The organism is Oligoflexus sp., from assembly GCF_035712445.1.
Classification (GTDB): Bacteria; Bdellovibrionota_B; Oligoflexia; order Oligoflexales; family Oligoflexaceae; genus Oligoflexus.
The window spans coordinates 15,926-34,553 of record NZ_DASTAT010000039.1 but is presented as its reverse complement, the minus strand read 5'-3'; the positions used below and the strand labels follow the sequence as shown (position 1 = coordinate 34,553).

Annotated in this window: 13 protein-coding genes; 3 read left to right on the top strand and 10 right to left on the bottom strand. The window is 55.7% G+C overall.

Translation table 11 applies throughout. The annotated features are described in order from the left end of the window. Window positions 1-34: 34 nt before the first annotated feature. Both VFO10_RS08285 and VFO10_RS08280 read right to left on the bottom strand, forming a co-directional pair. Complete coding sequence (locus tag VFO10_RS08285; RefSeq protein WP_325138939.1) at window positions 35-2,746, bottom strand: Hpt domain-containing protein; 2,712 nt, start codon at window positions 2,744-2,746, stop codon at window positions 35-37. 199 nt (window positions 2,747-2,945) lie between these two features. Continuing rightward, the gene (locus VFO10_RS08280) at window positions 2,946-5,816 is read right to left on the bottom strand and encodes an ATP-binding protein (protein ID WP_325138937.1); all 2,871 of its coding nucleotides are present in this window, start codon (window positions 5,814-5,816) and stop codon (window positions 2,946-2,948) included. 87 nt (window positions 5,817-5,903) lie between these two features. Here VFO10_RS08280 and VFO10_RS08275 point away from each other — a divergent pair, with 87 nt between their 5' ends. Both VFO10_RS08275 and VFO10_RS08270 read left to right on the top strand, forming a co-directional pair. Then, the gene (locus VFO10_RS08275) at window positions 5,904-6,992 is read left to right on the top strand and encodes an SGNH/GDSL hydrolase family protein (RefSeq protein WP_325138935.1); all 1,089 of its coding nucleotides are present in this window, start codon (window positions 5,904-5,906) and stop codon (window positions 6,990-6,992) included. A gap of 42 nt (window positions 6,993-7,034) precedes the next feature. After that, window positions 7,035-7,874 carry a hypothetical protein gene (locus tag VFO10_RS08270; RefSeq protein ID WP_325138933.1) on the top strand — a complete coding sequence of 280 codons (840 nt, stop codon included), beginning with the start codon at window positions 7,035-7,037 and terminating at the stop codon, window positions 7,872-7,874. Window positions 7,875-7,956: 82 nt separating this feature from the next. Here the strand turns inward: VFO10_RS08270 and VFO10_RS08265 are convergent, their stop codons facing one another. From VFO10_RS08265 to VFO10_RS08235, 7 genes are all read right to left on the bottom strand, one after another. Then, on the bottom strand, window positions 7,957-8,235 hold the full coding sequence (locus tag VFO10_RS08265) for a hypothetical protein (protein ID WP_325138931.1): 279 nt from the start codon (window positions 8,233-8,235) through the stop codon (window positions 7,957-7,959). 17 nt (window positions 8,236-8,252) lie between these two features. Then, window positions 8,253-9,224, bottom strand: coding sequence for a glycoside hydrolase family 6 protein (locus tag VFO10_RS08260; protein ID WP_325138929.1), 972 nt, complete (start codon window positions 9,222-9,224; stop codon window positions 8,253-8,255). Between the two features lie 36 nt (window positions 9,225-9,260). Continuing rightward, entirely contained in the window at window positions 9,261-10,502 is a 1,242-nt protein-coding gene (locus tag VFO10_RS08255) for an ROK family protein (protein WP_325138927.1), read from the bottom strand. 35 nt (window positions 10,503-10,537) lie between these two features. Next, window positions 10,538-11,899, bottom strand: coding sequence for a GH1 family beta-glucosidase (locus tag VFO10_RS08250; protein WP_325138926.1), 1,362 nt, complete (start codon window positions 11,897-11,899; stop codon window positions 10,538-10,540). A gap of 325 nt (window positions 11,900-12,224) precedes the next feature. Then, complete coding sequence (locus VFO10_RS08245; RefSeq protein WP_325138924.1) at window positions 12,225-13,961, bottom strand: glycosyl hydrolase family 8; 1,737 nt, start codon at window positions 13,959-13,961, stop codon at window positions 12,225-12,227. A gap of 347 nt (window positions 13,962-14,308) precedes the next feature. Next, complete coding sequence (locus tag VFO10_RS08240; protein ID WP_414697017.1) at window positions 14,309-16,078, bottom strand: M14 family metallopeptidase; 1,770 nt, start codon at window positions 16,076-16,078, stop codon at window positions 14,309-14,311. A gap of 13 nt (window positions 16,079-16,091) precedes the next feature. After that, window positions 16,092-16,736 (bottom strand): queuosine precursor transporter, encoded by a 645-nt coding sequence (locus tag VFO10_RS08235; protein WP_349259352.1) that lies wholly within the window; start codon window positions 16,734-16,736, stop codon window positions 16,092-16,094. A 357-nt stretch (window positions 16,737-17,093) separates the two neighbouring features. Between VFO10_RS08235 and VFO10_RS08230 the strand changes: the two genes are divergently transcribed. Beyond that, window positions 17,094-17,618, top strand: coding sequence for a D-Ala-D-Ala carboxypeptidase family metallohydrolase (locus VFO10_RS08230; protein ID WP_325138918.1), 525 nt, complete (start codon window positions 17,094-17,096; stop codon window positions 17,616-17,618). Window positions 17,619-17,662: 44 nt separating this feature from the next. Here VFO10_RS08230 and VFO10_RS08225 read toward each other — a convergent pair whose 3' ends face one another. Continuing rightward, the gene (locus VFO10_RS08225) at window positions 17,663-18,451 is read right to left on the bottom strand and encodes an SAM-dependent methyltransferase (protein ID WP_325138916.1); all 789 of its coding nucleotides are present in this window, start codon (window positions 18,449-18,451) and stop codon (window positions 17,663-17,665) included. Between the last annotated feature and the right edge of the window lie 177 nt (window positions 18,452-18,628).

Below are 18,628 nucleotides of genomic sequence, written 5' to 3'. Positions count from 1 at the left end.
AAGGAAAGTCAAGGACAAGATCAAACTGTCGCGATTAGAGAGCAATCCTGATTTCAGGCGTGGAGTTGATGGCCAGTATGGATCCTGAGGGAAAGAGGATACTGACGTCGAACGGCAACAGCTGCGATTCAGGAGTGACCTGAGCCAGCTGATTCCAGCGCAGACGGGCTTTCCAGACACGTAACTCTTTCGCCACCACTTCCATGCCGACGCCGCGACCGGAAACGTCCGTCACGCGATCCGCAGTACTGAAGCCGTGTGCGAAGATGCTTTGCACCAACTGCTCAGGATCAGTCGCCTGGGCTTCTCGCAAATTCAGCTGCAGGGCGCGGCTGCGGATTTTTTCCAGATTCAGTCCCCGACCGTCATCCGCGTAATCGAGGATAAAGCCACGGCCCTGCGGCCGGAAGGAGATGGTCACACGACCCTGATCGGGTTTATTCACCAGACGTCGCGCCTCGGGCGTTTCAATCCCGTGATCAAGGCTGTTGCGGATCATGTGCACGAGCATATCATTCAAGGCCTTCGCAAGCGCCGGATCCATGAACAGGTCGTCCGGGATATTCAACGTGATGGTCGGAGTGGGCTTATTCAGACTCGCCGCGATTTCATCAAAGGCATCCGCAAGACCCGCGAAATAAGGCTGGGCCTGGCGATAGCTCATCATCAGGATATCGTGCTGCAGATCCGGAAGTTCCTGCGCGGCATGCTCGGGCGTGATATGCTGCCAACGGCTTTTGAACATGCGCCAGAGCCGGGGATGAACATCCTGCTTGTCAGGATTTTCCGAACGGCTCAGTCGCGCCAGGATATCGAGCTTGATGCTTTCAATATGCTCCAGATCATCCAAAAGATCCTGCAGAATGTAGATGACCTGCTCGCTTTCCATCTGACCGGAGCGCCGTTTCAATTCCGCGAATTCGGATTCCACGCGATGGGCGTTTTCGGCAAGATCAAGCAGATCGAAGGTGCGGGCATTGCCTTTGATGGTGTGCACTTCTCGATAAAGATCGGTCGCCTGGTCATCGGTCAACTGACCGACCTTCATCGCGTCCACGAAAGGCCTTAAGGCCGCCTGGGCCCCGACCACAAAGTCCTGGATACGTGTCACCGAACCATTCATCACAGCTTCGATGATCTTGGTGCGCAGCTTGGCCATCTGCGATTCGCGTTCCAGGCGTTTCACCTGGGTCACATCACTGACGGTCAGCAGAACTTTGGCCACGGAATTGTTTTCGGCCATCACCGCGCTCCAGCCGAGGGCCAGCACTTTGATCTCGCCACGAATGGAAGTCTGGAATTCCGAGACCAAAAGATCCTTGTTCGCCTCGAAGTTAAGGTCACTGTCGCCAAAACTGAAGTCCAGGGCGCTGCGCATCTGCGATTGAACATCCATCGCCACCGACGAATGGGCGAAAAGAAGCTGGAAGACGTCGCGACCTTCGATATGCTGCGTTTCGAGGATGCGTTCCAAAGCGATGGAGTATTCCGGCAGGATGCGGAAGCTCGAATCAAAAGTCATGATGCCTTCGGGCAGACTCTGAAGGATCAGACTGAGGTTCTGTTTTTTCTCATAAAGGTCATGGGTTCGAATCGCGACCGTTTTTTCGAGGTTCTGGTTGACCTGCTCGACATGCTTCAGCAGCTGACGATTCTGCATGAAGGTTTCCGCGAAGATCACCGCCGTCCAGTAGAGTATGGCCGAGGTGGCGACCAGGGTTCCGATGAAGATCAGCGAGGTGGATTTGATGATGCCCAGGGCCAAAAGAATATCGTGAAGGCTGCAGAGGAAGAAAAAGCTCTCCCCGACGAAAAGGACCCAAAGACGCTTGTTTTTCAGAAAGCCATTGTAGCAGTTCCACACAAGATGGACGGCCATGGCAAGGCTATAAAGGAAGGTCACCTTCCGAATGATTTGAAACACATGCATGTTGAAACGGAAACTCATGGCCACGAAGAGTCCAGCCAGGGCCGCGACCACGACGAAGTTGACTCGATTGATGCGCGGCGTGGGTTTCCAGAAATACTGGGAATAGGTGACATGACCGCAGGCCATGCAGCTGATCCCGATGTAATGCAGAACCCAGAGCTTCTCGGGATTGATGAGCCTGATCAGGTTATCATGCGGAAACGCATAGAACGGGAAGATGCCGATTCCGGTCAACCCCGCGACAAGGTAAAGGGTATAGTGCGTGCGCGCATAGACGGCGAGGAAGAACAGACCGAACATCAAAAGGATATAGGCTGCGATGTTGCGGATCTCGCCTCCGAACATCTGATAGAACGTGATGACGGGATCAAAGTCGCGATAGGCGCGCAGCTGGAACGGCAGCTGATAGACCCCGACCATGAGCCGGGTATCAATGCGCATGGTGATCACATGCTGGGTTTTGGTGATATTGAAGACCACGGGGATGGGTTGAATGGAATAATAGCGTTCGTGCGTATGCTGCCCCTCGCGGGACATGATTTCCTGCCCATCCAGAAAGATTTGAAGGCGGCTCATGTAGGCATCGACGTAAAATACGGCCTTTTTGCCAACGAGTCGTGGATGAAACTGAAAGTTTCCGCGGTACCAGCCTATCTCGAAGTATTCACCATCGTTATAGGCCTTGCTCCATGGACCCGGGGCTTCCACGGTGACCCAGGAACTGGTGTCGGTCTCGGGATTTTTATTTTCCGGTAAGTCCATCTTAGTGAAGAGCCAGCGGCCGCGGAGGTCGAGAGGACGCTTCAGGGATTTCACTTTGATCGCGCAGGAAAAGCAATTCGCACGGCTTTGAGCCGGGGCCGCTCCGCTCCATAAGAAGCAGAAAAGCAGAGCAAATAAGATTTTTTTTGCGCAATTCGCCAAAATGCTATCCTTGTAGGGCTCTGATCCATGGACTTTTTCGGTGGAAAATGGTCAATACATAAATGGTATTTTGGAGTCTGCGGCGTTCCGCCTACGCGGCCGAATCATTCGAGAATGGGTTTTGGGTAAAGCCGTCGAGGGGGAAACGCAAAGAGAGCTGGAAAGGTCGCCGGGACGACCTGGGGCCTTCGTCGAGGATAATACGCACCTCACCGCCGCGTTCTTCAATAAAACGCTTCACCGCCGCCATGCCAAGGCCGTGGCCGGATATATCGGTGATAGCTTTCGCGGTTGAAACGCCTTCTTCGAACATCAAATCCGCGAGGGCCTGATCGCCAAGGCTTGGAGCGGCTCCATGCGAACGCGCCAGTTCCTGCAGGTCGAGTCCCCGCCCATCATCCCAAAGAAGAAGGGTAATGTCGCCATCCCGTACCGAAGCGTGAACGCTGATGAGTCCGGCCGGATTTTTTCCCTGGGCCCTGCGCTCGTCCGGGCTTTCGATACCATGATCCATCATGTTGCGGACGATATGCACCAGGACCTTGCGCAGGAGCATGGCCATCGCCTCATTGCAGGTCAGGGACGGGACTTCGATGTCGAGCTGCGGCGGCGGTTTCCCCACATCCGCAGCCACGCGATTGGCCATCTGAAGAAGGTTTTTCAGAACCTCATCAAGAGGCACTTCATTTGCGGCCTGAAGCAATTGAAAGAGCGGCTTCCAATCCCGGGCTTCCGCCTCGGACAGGCGCGGCAGGAGCCGCTTCATAACGGCAAAGCCTCGCTCCAGCGCATCCTTTTCGATCCGTACGGTCGGAGTGGTGTCCGCATCCCATCTGAGTTTTTGCGTGGCTATGTTTTCATAATCGCGCAGAAGATCCAGGGCCTCTTCGACTTCCTTCAAAAGCGAAGCGGCGATGGCATCATCGAGGCTGCGGCCGCGGTACCTCCTTTCCAAAAGATGCAGGGCCTCCGTCAGGCGATTCAGATGCAGCGTTCGCGCGGAACCCTTCAGAGTATGAACATCGATGAGGATCAGCCGCAGCGTATCAGGGGGACGGGAGTCGGCCTGCAGAAGAAACCGGCTGTGCTGCAAAAGTTCGCGGGCGTCCATCAGAAAACGGCGGAAGGCCTCTTCACGCACAGCCAGGATCTCGCCGACCATAGCCAATTCCACGGAATGACGCTGGGCGACGCTTTCCAGCTGGCGTAACTGCGTAACGTCATTGACTGTGACCAGGATCATTTCAATCCGTCCATGCTCATTCAAAACCGTATCCCAGGTCAGTTCGAACTGATGCAGCTGCCCCTGCTTATCCCGGCGTTTCAGGCTGCGCGGCAGCACATGCTCGTTCAGCTGGAAGTTGATCTCCTCTTCCCCTAGGCAGGTATTGAGAACCTGATCAATCTGGTCCATCTCATCCCGCAGAAGATCGGTGCCCTGGAGCAGAAGTTCCAGGCCAGGGCGTCCTTCCAGATGCCGGTCTTCGAAAATGACCTCCAGCTGCTGACTGTAGTCCTTCGAAATCTGCTTGCCGCTGCCCACAAGACCAAAGATTCCAATCTTCACATGGGTAAGGAGCGATCGGATTTCGCGCGTCTGCAGCGCCACCCGATGCTCCAGGGTTTGATTCCATTCGGCCAGGGTACGGCTCAGATCGCGCGTGTTATCAAAGGCCTGGGCGTATTTGATGGCCAAAAGCTGGGTCTGCATGAAGATCATGATCATGAGTCCCCAGTTGCTGAGCATCGGCAGCGTCACGACACGGAAGACCACGAGGAGATCATTCAAAAGTGAAGCGAAAAAGCAGGCGAAACCGAGCAGCGAAAGCCCCGAGTTTTCTTCACCGGCGCGAAAGGCGAGGAAGACCTGCCAAGTGACCAGGAAAGGAAAGCTCAGGACCAGGGCCTGATTGATGCGCAGCACAGTCAAAGGCATCGTGAACGGCGAGAGCGCATAAACGAACTGAGCCGTGATCGCGATCGCCCACATGAAGATGGCGATCCAGCGTTTGGCCTGGCGCGGATACTGCAGATAAACAAGCTGGTTGAAGACGGTCAGGACCAGAACGCCGAAGGAGTTCTGTCCATAGCGAAAGAGCTGATGCGCGCGGACGGACGGCGTGAACACGTAATAATAGAGCTGGCTGAAGAAAGTCGACGTCGCAAGCAGGGCGACCCCGGCCACCAGCATCAGCCAGAGCGCGAAGGTATCGTCCCTCTGCCGCAAATAAACGCTCAGGTTGTAAAGCATGAGCATGATGAACATGCCTGATAAAAGCAGTGAACCAATAAAGCGACCGTTGTAGGAGCGCTCCATCACCCGGGATAAGCCGATCTCGGGCGCATAGAACATGCCGCCTTCGACCCAGTGATAATTCGAGACTTGCACCACGATCCAGGCGGGTGCGGGCTTGCTCAAAGGCGCGACGGGCCGCAGCTGCTCTAGAAACTGTGGCAGCGATTCATCAATGGAACGTCCGATCCGGCCGGCTTCCATGAGCACATCCACGTCCGTATCGTGACTGCGGAGCCAGTAAAGGCGATAATTCGAGGTCGCATACTGAAGGCGCAGACTCATCGTCGCATCCTGTCCGGGCAAACCGTCCAGACGCGCGATGTAGGTGCCATAACCATGGGCTCCCATGGGGGAACCGGCTGGAGTTTGGATTTTGTTCCAAGCGCCTGGTATTTTGATCGGCTGGGATTCGGCAAACCGGGCGCGAGCGTCCGCCGGACTTAAAAGCTCCTGGGGAAAGAAGCGCCACTTCCCTTCCAGAAGGACCGTCTCCGCATACCAGTCCATGCTCTCAATTTTGAAGACGCCGGGTTCGGGCTGCGTAACAATCGCGGCTTTCAGCGGAGAAGGCCCGATAAAGATCAAGAGGAACGCGAGCGCAAAGCACCGCCAGCCCTGTCTTAAAACAAGGTTAAACGCCTCTCTTTGTAAAAGCGACCAAAGCAACCGTGTTGAGCTCCATGATGGTGATTTCCTTTCGGAAGAAACGGGACTTGTCTATACTGAGTCGATGGAAAATAAGGGAGGTTCCCGGTGCTTCGTTACGCAACATGTCTGCTTCTGCTCCTCGGTGCCTGCAAAACGGATCCGACCACGTCCAGTCAGGAAAAAGCGGCTGCGGCCAATGAGGATAAAGGGCCCAGTGTGAATGATCTCGTCAAGCCCAATCAGGAGAAGTGGCTGACGGGACAGGTGCAAAATCCAGCCAAAGGCAAAATCACCAAACTTCTGGTCTTCGGTGATTCCCTTTCCGATCCGGGCAACCTGAATAAGCTGACTCAAGGCACGGCGCTGCCGCCGCGCGTTTTCTACAAATCCCGTTTCGCCAACGGCCCGATCTGGACGGACTACGTGAGCCAGAGCCTGAGCTGGAGCCTCGATAATTTCGCGGTCGGACTTGCCGAGACGAAAAACGGCGGGAGCATGGGCGAGGCCGATATCCCCTCGGTACTGCAGCAGATCAGTGAAAGCAAGAGCGAGCTCAAGAAGATGGACGTCGCGAACACGCTGGTCGTGATCTGGGTCGGGCCGCAAAATTATATCAGGCACGCGGTGAAGGCCCAGGATGCCAATCAGAATCCTGTGACGGAAACCCTGGAAAAGCAGGTGAAACAGGCCGTCGCCGATATCCAGGACAGCATCGAGGATCTGAAGGACATCGGCTTTCGTCAGTTCGTCATCGGCACCATGCCCGAACTCGGCGGCTTGAACCGCAATCCGAAAGATCCTCCCAAAGCCAGCGACGCCACGCTTTATGCCGTGACCGCAGCGCATAACGCGGCGCTGCGCGCGATGGTCAAAGACCTGCCGAAGGAGATGCCCGAGGTCAACGTCAGCATCTTTCAGGCTCATGAAATCAATCAGAAGACCAATGAGAACCCCAAAGCCTATGGCTTTCAGCGTTTGGATGCGCCCTGCTACGTCGGCAACCTTATGGGGCGCTTTGATGGGGTCAAGGCCTTCTGCACCGATCCTTCCGGTTATAAGTATTGGGAATATGTGCATCCCGGCAGCAAAATGCATTGCGTCTATGCAAGCCAGTTCCTTGCCGATTTGAACGCAGCAGGCAAGATCGCGGGCTTCGATCAGACCAAAGCCTTGGCCCGCTGTCACGAACTGTGATATATCCTAAGCATACAAAGAACGATTAAAGGGGTTTTGGGCGTGCGACTTCCCGCTATATTGCTTTCTCTTTGGCTGGTTTCACCGCATGCCGAAGCTCAGAGCAGAAGTACGGTCAGCTCTGAATATGGTCCCGCGCAGATTCTGGACGCCTTGCGTCTTCTCAGGGAACAGCGTGGGGATCCCAATCCTCCGAAACTTGCCAACTGCCTGAAAACCTCGGCGGGCGGAAAATGGAGTGACCTGCAGGCCCACTTTTACTGCTGGCTGAAACCCGATCAAAGAGCGTGTTTCACCGGGGCAGTGGATGGTGAATTCAAAGACCACCCTGAACTCAAGGGCAATTACGATCTGGCTTTCGGTCACTGTCAGGAAGCCAAGGGCCGCGCTTATGGCATCAACTTCGATCGGCCTCTGTCGCGTCTGACTCTGGAGCAGGGCGAGGTCTTCAAGAATCTTCTCTATCGGCGTCCCATGCTGCCGAAGGATGAACAGCGGAAGATTCTGGAGTCCTTCTATGCAGCCGCTCCCACCGAACGCAAACCATTGCCGGCGCCGACTCCGGAACCTACGCCGCCGCCACCGGCGATGGTCATGACTCCGACCCTGGCCAATCCCGATATCGGTGACCTGGAAAATGCGGCTCCGACCGGCTATCCCCGCAGCTGTCAGCTGAAGACCGCGAATTCCCGGACCCGGCAGAAACCGGATGGGAACAGCCCGATCGTGGCCATACTCGATCCGGCTCCCATCACCGTGACAGGCGCGCCGCAGCCTTCTCTTGGCACCGACGGCAAGCAGTGGTATCCGGTGGAATTTCGTCACAAGGGCAGACTGGTGAAAGCGTTTCTTTCCGTTTCCCTCGTGGACTGCCCCAAATAAGAAAGGAGAAGCACCCTTGAAGGGTCTTCTCCTATGAAGTGAACTTTAGGGAATCGACGTGAATACCGATTCTCGGACTTCATCAGGTTCGAAACATCGCTCTCAAGGCTGAACACGATTCCGCACCCTGCCCACGTCGACAGGATCCATCATCGCCGCTCAGTGCAGCTTCACGATCAGAAAAAGCGGGTGTCATCGACAACTTCAAACGATGCCCCCGATCAAGATCATGCGACCTGAAAACGATGCTATAATTTCCCGACAAAGTCGTTGAACCCAAATTCAAGAATCCCGACAGGGGCCGCTGCGCGGCCAGGATCATGGGCAGCAAAAGCCCGGCGATCACCTTCAATATGTTCATGACATCCCATCTTTCGTTCAGTTCGAATTGACTTTCGCGTTCTCGACCAGTTCCTTGGCGACATCAACCCAGAACTGACCGGCCGCCGGCCCGCCATTGCAGGTGCCATCGGATTCGCCCGGTTTTTTCGTCCAAAGGTAGGCGTCCACACCGGGTTGATCCATGACGACCTGAGGCCGAAGCCCGATCGCGCGTCCGCGTGGATTGCACCAGGCATTGTCCGCTGTGGGCCCATTGCCATTGCGCGAGGTATCGATGACGAGGCCCTTGCCCGGAAAATCGCGCTGCAGCTTGCGCCCATAGGCGATGCTGTCGGCGGTCGACTGATAATTCGAAGTATTGATCGCAAAGCCATCGGCTTTGTCGATCCCGATCGCATTCAAACGATCTTTCATGACCTCGGCAGGAATCCAGCTGCCGTGACCCACATCCATGTAAACGATGGCCTTGGACCTTGTTTTAAAGGCTTCCAGCGCATAGTGGAGCAGCTGCCAGCGTTCTTTCCTGGTCTCATCGGTAAGGCAGGTGATCAGGGGAACGGCATCAGGTTCCAGAACGATCACGGCTTCATGCTGACCCAGGCCTTTGACGAAATCATCAATCCAGGTCTTGTAAGCGCCGGCTTCCACGCCACCCGCAGAATGCTGACCGCAGTCGCGATATGGAACATTGTAAGCCACCGCAACGAGCTGCGTGCTGTTGGCGTCGGCATCCTTCACCGCGGTTTCCACAGCTTTTTGTATCGGGCCGCTCCATCCGCCGAACCACACGGCCGCCGGTTGATCGGCAAGGAAACGCAGGGTTTTGGCGGTCGCAGGATCTTTCTTCTCGACCTTGGCCGCTTCCTGGGCCGCAACGCTATGCTTGTCCACATAGAAGCGTTTGCCGGCCAAAGGATTTTTCCTGGAACCGCTGCCCGTTTCATCCGTCCCGCTGCTCACACAGCCCAGCATGGATGCCAGGAGCACAAAGCTGATACTCTTTCTCATGCGACTTCCCCCCTTAATGTGCAATAGTAAAGCGCACTAACCTAAACTGAATTCCTTCAGACGAACGCGTTGCTCACGCGCCTCGCAGAAGAGTTCGAAATCTTCGAGCATTTTCTCAAGCACCAGCGTGGCCGCGCCGAGCGCTGTTTGTTTTTCACCGAAGCGGCTGCATTCCAAAGGAATCCCCCGCAGCTCAGGCCACACCAGATGCCGCGGGATTTCCGCCCGCAGCATATTCAAGAGTTCTTCGCCAAGGTCGGGAACAACGCCGCCGACGATTACGAGTTCCGGATCGAAACTCACCATGGCGTTCGATATCGCCAGAGCCAGTCGATGAATAAACGTCTTCACCAGCTCCCGCGTGTGCGCGTCCCCTGTTTCATAGGCTTCCTTCAGAAGCTCACCACGATGCAGAATGCGCGGATGCTTCTGCCCGACCTTGACCTTCAGCTCGGACAGTACATAGTTGATGCCGATCATCGAGTTCAGGTTATCCTGCGTCGGGCTGTGACCCGGCTGCCGTTCCCTGAGAAAGGTATGACCCAACTCACCGGCGAGGCCATGGGCCCCGGCAAAAATCTTGCCGCCGATGATGATGCCGGCCCCGATACCCGAAGCCACCTTCAGATAGACGAGATGCTTCCGGCTTTGACGTTCCGTCCACCAAAGTTCGGCCAATGCACCAAGGTTGGCGTCGTTTTCCATGAAGATGGGAATCGACACGTGCTCTTTCAGAATGCGACTGAGTCCAAAGCCCGCCCACTTGGGATGAATGGCCGGATGCATCGAATGGCTGTCCCCATTCGCATAGATCGGACTGGGCACGCCCATTCCAAGACCGATCACCTTCCGTCCACGACGACGGGCCAGGGTGATTCCTTCCTTCAGAAGATCCATAGCGATCTGAATGGCCTGCTCAGGATACTCCCGCGTCTGCGCCGGGACGGAAAGCCACTCGACCTCCTGCCCCCTGAGGTTGCTCAGCATAAGGCTGATATGGGATGCGCCCAGATCCAAGCCCGCGATGAGATGCGCATCATCCTCGAATCGCAGAAGGACGGGCCGGCGGCCGCCGCTGGATTCCCCGTGCCCGATTTCACTGATCAGCCCCAGATCCAGATGCTCAGCAACGATAGCCGAGATGCTGGGCCGGCTCATGCCGGTGATGCGGGCCAAATCCGCGCGTGAAATCACCTGATGCTGCCAGAGCAGGCGCAGCAAGAGATTGTTGTTCGACAGTCTAATATCCGATGCGTCCAAACCTTGAAACACTTTCATGATTTCCCCTTTGACACCCTTAGATGAAGCGGTGTTCAGAGTACATCAAACACTTTATTGGCGGCGATTACTTCTTTCAGCCAATGGAAACTCGACTTGGGAATTCTTTCCTGGGTCGCATAATCCACGTAAACAAGGCCGAAACGCTTTTCATAACCATAGGCCCACTCAAAATTGTCGAGTATGGACCAGGCAAAATATCCCTTCAGGGGAATCCCACGTGCACAAATCTGAGCCACCTGGCTCAGGTGCAGGGCGTAATATCGCAGCCGGTGCGGATCGTCCACCTGCCGGGCGGCTGTCAGCTTATCATCGTAAGCCGCACCATTTTCCGTGATGTAGTAAGCCTTGGCCGGATATTCCTTCGCAAGGCGTACGAAGAGATCCTGCAGCGCCTCGGGCGCCACTTCCCAACCCATGCCCGTGTAACGCTTGGGATCCTTGCGAGCTGCGGCCTCTTCAAGACCACGATCCCCCAGCACAGCGCGTGAATAATAATTGATGCCGAGGAAATCGTTCGGCTGCGCGATGGTGTCGAGGTCGCCGGCGTGAATGAAATCCCAGCCTTTGGCGCCGATCACGCCCGTCTTTTCATAGTGCTGCATCATGTCCTTCGGATAGCTCGCCCGAAAAACAGGATCGAGATACCAGCGGTTGAAATCACCGTCGTAAACATGAGCCGCTTCTTCATCCTCGCGCTTTCCAGGATGCGCGGGATACGCAGGATTCAAATTCAGGGTGATGCCAGCCTCGGCATCGGGCGCCAGTTCGCGGATGCGCTTCATGGCGAGCCCATGGGAAAGAAGAACATGATGCGCCGCTTCCAATGCTGCGCGCGGATCTTTCAGACCGGGAGCGTGTTCACCCGTGCGATGACCGAGCACGGCCACGCACCAGGGTTCGTTATGCGTGATCCAATGCTTCACGCGATCCCGCAGCTGCTCCACGAAATAAGCCGCATAATCCGCAAAGGCCAGGGCGGTGTCGCGGTTGCGCCAGCCGCCCTTTTTTTCCAGCGCCGACGGCAGATCCCAGTGATAAAGGGTCACCCAGGGGGTAATGCCCTTGTCCAAAAGTCCATCGATCAGTTTTTTGTAGAAATCGAGGCCCGCGGGATTCGGAGCCCCACGACCGTCAGGGAAAATGCGCGGCCATGCGATCGAAAAGCGATAGGCCTTCACTCCAAGTTCAGACAGAAGCTCGACATCGCGTGGCCAGAGTCGCAAGTGATCACAGGCGATCACACCATCGCTGCCATCCAGGATCTTGCCAGGCTGGGCGCAGAAGTCGTCCCAAATGCTTGGCCCACGACCGTCTCCTGGAATCGTTCCCTCGATTTGGAAAGACGAGCTGGCGGCACCCCAGACAAAGTTTTTCGGTAAAGCTCTTTCTTGCATGATCATCCTTTTCGTGACTCAGGATTCAATGAAAAAAGGCAGCGGACATCCCATGGATCCATCCTGGATGGGAAAGATCCGGCCTTATCGGCAACGAGAAGAGCTGGACGGACAGCAGGTGCGCAGGCGTTAGCCTCGCGTTGCCGCTGTCCGCCCGAAAGTTCAAAGGGAAACTTATCCAAAAAACCGGAGCCAGGACGGTGGCTCACAGAATGCAGGATCGCAGTGAAATCGTTCCGCTCGCTCGTGCGAGGGATCTTAAGATGGGCCATGACGATGCCCGAAGGATGCTGTTCAAAGTCTTGTGTCATGGCCCAGGCTCCCTTTAAGGCTGCAGCAGTCCGCCGGCCAGCAGCAGGTAAAGCACACGCAGTGTTCCCTGATAGTAGGGATTATCACCGACCTGAGGATCAGGCGCTTGCGGAATGTTGCTGATCCAGTCGCGATACCACTGGTCGGCGGCGTTTTGATCCCGAGCGGTGGCCGTCAAAGCAAGGCCGCCGATAAAGCAGCTATTCTTCTGATCCACTGATTGCACAGGACCGCCGCGGGAATTTGCATAATCATAGAGATTTTTCAGCACATTCGCCGCTTCCGGTTTTCCATGCCATGCAAAATCAGTTCCGATCCGCCAGGGCACGCGACAGGCTTCATACCCATAGTTCCCCGCCGTCGCCCCATTGGAATACGACCAATCGGGCAGAAGACCGCCCATGTTCCTTTGGTAAAGATCGAGCAGCACATAGCTATCGCGGGCCAAGGTGTTCCAGACATCGGCCTGATTCGGCAGATAGCTGGCAAAGACGCGATAGTAAGCCGGCGCGAAATAGGAAGGATTCAGCCGTTGATCGACACCATCGCGGCAGCCGCCCCACATATCACCGGGACGCAGAACCAGACGGCCATCGCATTCGGAAGTGCCGAACTGCTTCAGAGCGGTGATCAAAGGTTCCGCAAGAAAGCGGTAGCCGCCCCACTTGCGATCGGCCATGACCAGGGCCATCGCGATATCGAGATCGCCATCGGTCGCCGCGTTCTCACCCCAGACGCCGCCGCAGACCGAGAACTGCCAGCTCATCATGCCACGCGAATTGCGACGTTTTTGAAAACCGGTGGCAAGACGATCGAAGGTGAGTCGATCGTCCATGCTCACCGCCATCAGCATGCCGTATCCAGTGCCCTCGGACACGGCCTCGGAACCATTTTTACGAATGTCAGCCGAACCATCACCGCAGTCGACGAAGTACTTCGCCTTCCAGTTTTCGTATTCCGTTCGTAACTGGTCGCGGTAGATATCCTGCGGTTTGTACGCGTACCACTGCCCATTGCCGGTCGAACCACCGGGATTGGACTGCAGGAATTTCAGATCATCCACGGCCACTGCGAACTCGGGCGTGGTGGCTTTGAATTGAATGCTCACGATGCGGGCGGGATTGAAGGGCACGCGCTTGGTGTTCGGGCCCCAATCTTCCTGCAAAAGCTGGGTCCAGGGAACAGTGATGCTGCGATAGCCATCCACCTTCGCGGTGATGTCATAGCCGTGGCAATTGAAATCCGTCACATCCAGGGTGCAGACCTGAAGACGAACAGGACCCTGCGATTTCAGGCTGAAGGTCAAACCTTTGAAAGCGGAAGCATCATATCCGCCGTTGCAATCCACGGGATCACCGAGACCTGGATCTTCCGCTGCGAAACGAAATCCAAGGCCACCGCCGGCCCAGCCGTTGGCTTCGCAGCCGCGGCCTTGAGTCGCGGCCACGTAGCGGCTTCCCTGGCTGGCATCAGGCGTCATAACAAAACGCGTATCACCGCTGACCACAGGCGTTTGCTGGCAGTTCGTGCCAGGATTGAATGTGTACCAGACACCCAGCCGTCCTTCGCTGTTTTTGATCCGCGCGTCGCCATCTTCCATATCATCGATGGTCGCGTCCTGACCCTGTGCCCGGCAACTGCCGTATGCCTGCCCCGCGTTTCTCACGACGTCCTGCGCCATGACAAGTCCGGTGCTGCACAATGCAAGCATTCCCGCGGCAAGACTCATGGTGTGTGCCCCTAATCGCATGGTCCCCTCCTTGACTTTGTTAAGTTAATTAACAAAAAGGTTCTACCAGCGTGAAACCGAGGGGTCAAGGGGTCTCCATGGCATGAAAGCCTTCGCATTCTGACGAGTTTCACGGCGACCCGCCTGGCCCATGGATAATCCTGCCCTCCGAAAAAGCCTTATTTTTCAAGCTTTGCCGGTAAAATGCAACGGAAGGATTCTTAATTCAGGATCTAAACGAAGTGGTGAGGCATATAAGGAACGCGCGCGGGGCTGCGGAGTTTAATTTTGATCAATAGAAGGCGGCTTAGCAAATTGACGCAGACTAAAGAAGCGACCCATGCCGGAGCACGGGTCATCAAAGCTTCTTATTTCACTTTGCTTGTCAAAATCTGCGGACCTTTTTCAAGGCGCAGAATGGGGTACCGATTCAAACGCTGATCAAAAGCAGGATGCTTGCGATAGAAAAAGTCGAGTCGGGCCTGCGGGCTTTTTGCGAAGGCGGGATCTTCGAGCCGTTTTTCGAACTCCTGTTTGATCTCAGGATTTTTCAGCATCTCCTGTGCGACGGATTCCGCCACATAGGGTTCCATGTATTCCTTGCGTTCGAAAATTTCATTCAGATAACCCCAGGCAAGGAGGGAATCTGAGCTTTCCGGTTCCATCAGCTGCATCAGAAGTATGGCATTCGGCTGCGCGATGGGAACCCAGAGCGAACCGGCTGCGATACGTTCCTGGGACTGGCCCCACTCACCTTTGAATTCCGCTCTCTGGTGGGATTCGTAGCTGCTGCCGGCGAGTTTCACATCAATGATGCGATAAACGGAGGCCGGTACGTCCTGGCTTTGATTCAGGACCTGGAACTGGAGTTTATGCGAAGCAAGACGCGGTTCCACGAGGGCCCGGTAAGACGCGGGCACGATATAGCCGGATGCCGGCGCGACGAGCTGGAGGCCTGGGATCACCTCTTTTCGTAGGGGCATTTTCCAGACTTCCGGCTGCGTGGGATCGTAAACGGTCATCAACTGACCCGATACCGGGGAATCGCGTCTTTCGTATTTATAGCCGAGGAAGTCAAAGGTTTCGGTCTTATCGCTATTTTTATAGCTCAGAGTTGCTGTCTTCCCGGCCAGCTGACTCGTCTCGCGATCGGCGGCATCGGCCGCGGCGCGCCAGGACTGGCCGTTTGCAGCGCTGGCTTTGACGATGGAATCCAAAGCCGCGATAGTGGAACGGCAGCGGTGACCGTAGTCGCGCCACGAGTGGGTTTCCACAAGGATTCCCAAACGATTGCGAAGACCCCAGTAGCCGTTGGAAAAACGTGGAGGCTGGGGAGCTGCGCGAATGCCGCTCGTGGGATCGTCGTCTTTTTCAAAACTCGGATAGAACCAGAGAGGTTTGTTTCCAGCCTGAGTCAGATCCGTCATGATCTGATCACGCAAGGCGAGTCCGGCCTTCTTCAAAGCTTCCGGTCCGGCCAGCGTAGGCTCGACCATGACCGCGATATCATGCTGGAACTGAGCACCGTCTGTGACATGCAGATCCACATAGACCAAAGGATCCCAACGATTCAAAAGCGCATGCATGGCCCGCATTTCGGGAGCATCGGCCTTCAGGTAATCCCGGTTCAGGTTGAAGTTCTGAGCGGTCGTGCGCCAGCCCATTTCTTCGGGCCCGATCTGGTTCGGGCGATTGTTTTTACCAAAGCGCTCGTGACCATCCACGTTGAAAACTGGCACGAAAACCAGCGTGGCCTTATCCAAAACGCCAGGCAGGCGCTTGCCTTCCAATACTTCCCTTAAAAAGACAAAGCCGGCGTCCTTGCCATCTATTTCCCCGGCGTGAATCCCGCCCTGGAAAAGGATGACCGGACGATCGCGTTTTTTTGCATCGCCAGCCACCAAAGACAGCATCGGCCGCCCTTCCGGTGTGGTGCCGAACTTTTCGCACAGCACTTTCCTCGGAAAGACTTTGGGGAAGTCTTCACACAGGCGCTCGACTTCGCTGTAGCGCCCCGTCCTCTTCCAGTCGGTTTTTTCCGCTTCGGTTTTTAACGATGCAGGACCCGTGGCCGCCGACAAAGGCGAAGCCAGCGTCACGGTCAGCATCATCAGAATGGAATTGAAACCCATAAGCATCTCCCTGGAGCTGTCACACCTTGACACTGAATGGTGTGAAATTGGTGTCACGATCGAAGTAATCTTCGTTTTCTTTCTTCTTCAGATAATTCACGACGCGATAGGTCAAAGGCGTGGCCAGGGCTTCCCAGCCGACCTTGATCACGTAGTTGGCTAACATCACCTTCACCAGCAAGTCGTTCGACCAGGTGCCGTAGAAGGCGAGCGGATAAAAGAGAAGGCTGTCGATGGCCTCGCCGCCGAGTGTGGAACCGATGGTCCGCATCCACAGAAAGCGGCCCTCCGTTCGAACCTTCAGTTTAGCCAGAATATAGGAGTTGGTAAGCTCGCCAACGAAGTAGGCAAAGATCGAAGCGGCCACGATCCGGGGCGTGGAACCGAAGATCTGTTCCAAGGCCGCTTGGCCTGTATAACCATCAGCCGCCGGCAAAGTCACCACGATCCAGGACATCAGCGACGCGAAGATCATCGAACCAAACCCGGCCCACACCACGCGGCGACTGCGGGCATACCCATAGACTTCAGTCAGGATGTCACCAAAGAGATAGCTCAAAGGGAAGAAGAGGTTCCCACCACCGAAGGTGAAACCCGCAACGGTAACGACCTTGCTGACGCCAATCAGATTCGAACACAGGAGCACACAGACGAAGGCGGCCATGATCAAGTCGTAGTATCGGTATTGGCGTTGATCGGGAGAAGACGCGCGACCGGTCCCTGTTTGACGTTGATCGGCTGTCGACGCGCGCCCAGACTTTTTCTTCATAACCATGTAACTCTCCTGGATGGACACAGACCATTAACACGATTTCCACGTTCTGTCTTGAAGGAGTCTTATTGTCGGCAAAAATCGCCGGGTGTGCAATCAGCAAGGCCTCGGGAAGACATGCAGGCGGAAAACTTTACCCAGAGGCAGGCAAAGCGCCACCATTGCACGTCATAAGGGCCGATGTTACGATTCAAGTGTAGGCAGCCTGTCGCTGCTTGCCAGACATGGTTTGAAAGGAAAGGCCCTACTATGGCGACGAGAAACACAGAGTTCGTGGAAACGATGGTCGAGGTTCTGCCGCTTGCAGGCGAGTTTGAAGAGGAACCCATGCTGTCGCGCTACTTCACCCTTGAGCAGCTCACCTGGTCCGAGCTGGCAAGAAAGAAGGGCATCACCAACACCCCGAGTGAGAAGCAGATCGAGAACCTCAAGTATCTCTGCACGATGGTGCTGGATCCTTTGAAGGAAAAACTCGGCAAGCACATCACGATCGTGTCCGGCTTCCGCAGCCGCGAACTGAACGCTGCGATGTACGGTTCACCCGAAAGCTGGCATATGGCGGAAGATGACAAGGCCGCTGTGGATATCATGTGCAAAGGCGCGTCGCTGAAGAGGATCGCCGAGACTCTCGACGAGATGCAGGTGCCTTTTGATAAGGTGATCATGAGCTACGATCGCGGGATCGTGCACATCCAGGTTCGTCGTCCCAAGCGGGAAAACATCGCCCGTAAAATCGTGGGTGGCGTCGTTCGCTACCAGGCGATCAAAGCTTGAAATCAGAAGCGGGGAAAATTCCCCGCTTTCCACCAGGCCTGTCTTCATGCTCGCTGGGCACGAAGCCAAACCTCCGCCGCCGCCTCCAAAGATCCCCAGAAACTCTGATTCGATTCCGTGTCCCGAATCGCGTGGGGCCAGGTCCCGATATAGACAATAGTCGCCGCGTTCGGCTTCCACTGCGGTAAAAGCTCGTCCACTTCCTCAAGAGTCGTCAGCCAGCAGACAGGGCTTTGCGTGGGATGATGCGCGACCAAAGCCACCGGCCGATCGGGATCGGCGCCGGCGAGAAGAAGGCGTTCGATGAAGTTTTCGATTTTTCCACGACCCACATCGACCGCGAGCGTCTGAGCCTCATCAGCGAGGTAACGCCAGAAATTGCGATCACCGCGCACCTGGGTCGAGGGAATGATGCGGAAGTTGCCGCGATGGGCTTCGGATAACCAGGGCAGGCCCAGGTTCCAGGCTTCATCGTGCAGCGACTGCAGGCTCGGGACGAAGCGAATCTTCACACCGAAGCGCCGCAGAAAATAAAGTTCACGATCCAAACGTTTCTTATGATCGACCTGCTCGTGGCTGAGGCGCACCACTTTCATCCCGCTGCGGATCCATTCGGCGATGCGGCGGCATTCCGGTTCCATCGCCGCGCCATCGTACTGGGGCGTGTGAACGAGACAACGCTTATGAGAAAACCATGCGGCTTCAATTCCGGTTTCATCCTCACCATCATGAATGATGATGTCGGCATCACGAATCAGGGCGAGCCCGGTCAACGTCAGCTGATCGAGTTGTCCATGTCCGATTCCCACAATAGAAAGCTCTGATGGCTGCATCTTGCAATTCCTCTCAGGATGAAAATTTGCCTCCAGTATCCACGCCGGTCGGCAACTCTAAATAAAGATCAAGATAAGTGTTTGAAAAAAAACTGCGTGCGGATCGCATCCAGCGGATCGCCTCAACAACCAAACAATCCAACACAGGAGGGTGATTTATCCATCATCGTCTTGACC

Excerpts from the sequence above, each read along its gene's own strand:
- VFO10_RS08265 (WP_325138931.1), bottom strand. The coding sequence starts at position 8,235 with ATGAACATATTGAAGGTGATCGCCGGGCTTTTGCTGCCCATGATCCTG.
- VFO10_RS08260 (WP_325138929.1), bottom strand. The coding sequence starts at position 9,224 with ATGAGAAAGAGTATCAGCTTTGTGCTCCTGGCATCCATGCTGGGCTGT.
- VFO10_RS08255 (WP_325138927.1), bottom strand. The coding sequence starts at position 10,502 with ATGAAAGTGTTTCAAGGTTTGGACGCATCGGATATTAGACTGTCGAAC.
- VFO10_RS08250 (WP_325138926.1), bottom strand. The coding sequence starts at position 11,899 with ATGCAAGAAAGAGCTTTACCGAAAAACTTTGTCTGGGGTGCCGCCAGC.
- VFO10_RS08245 (WP_325138924.1), bottom strand. The coding sequence starts at position 13,961 with ATGCGATTAGGGGCACACACCATGAGTCTTGCCGCGGGAATGCTTGCA.
- VFO10_RS08240 (WP_414697017.1), bottom strand. The coding sequence starts at position 16,078 with ATGCTTATGGGTTTCAATTCCATTCTGATGATGCTGACCGTGACGCTG.
- VFO10_RS08235 (WP_349259352.1), bottom strand. The coding sequence starts at position 16,736 with ATGGCCGCCTTCGTCTGTGTGCTCCTGTGTTCGAATCTGATTGGCGTC.
- VFO10_RS08230 (WP_325138918.1), top strand. The coding sequence starts at position 17,094 with ATGGCGACGAGAAACACAGAGTTCGTGGAAACGATGGTCGAGGTTCTG.
- VFO10_RS08225 (WP_325138916.1), bottom strand. The coding sequence starts at position 18,451 with ATGCAGCCATCAGAGCTTTCTATTGTGGGAATCGGACATGGACAACTC.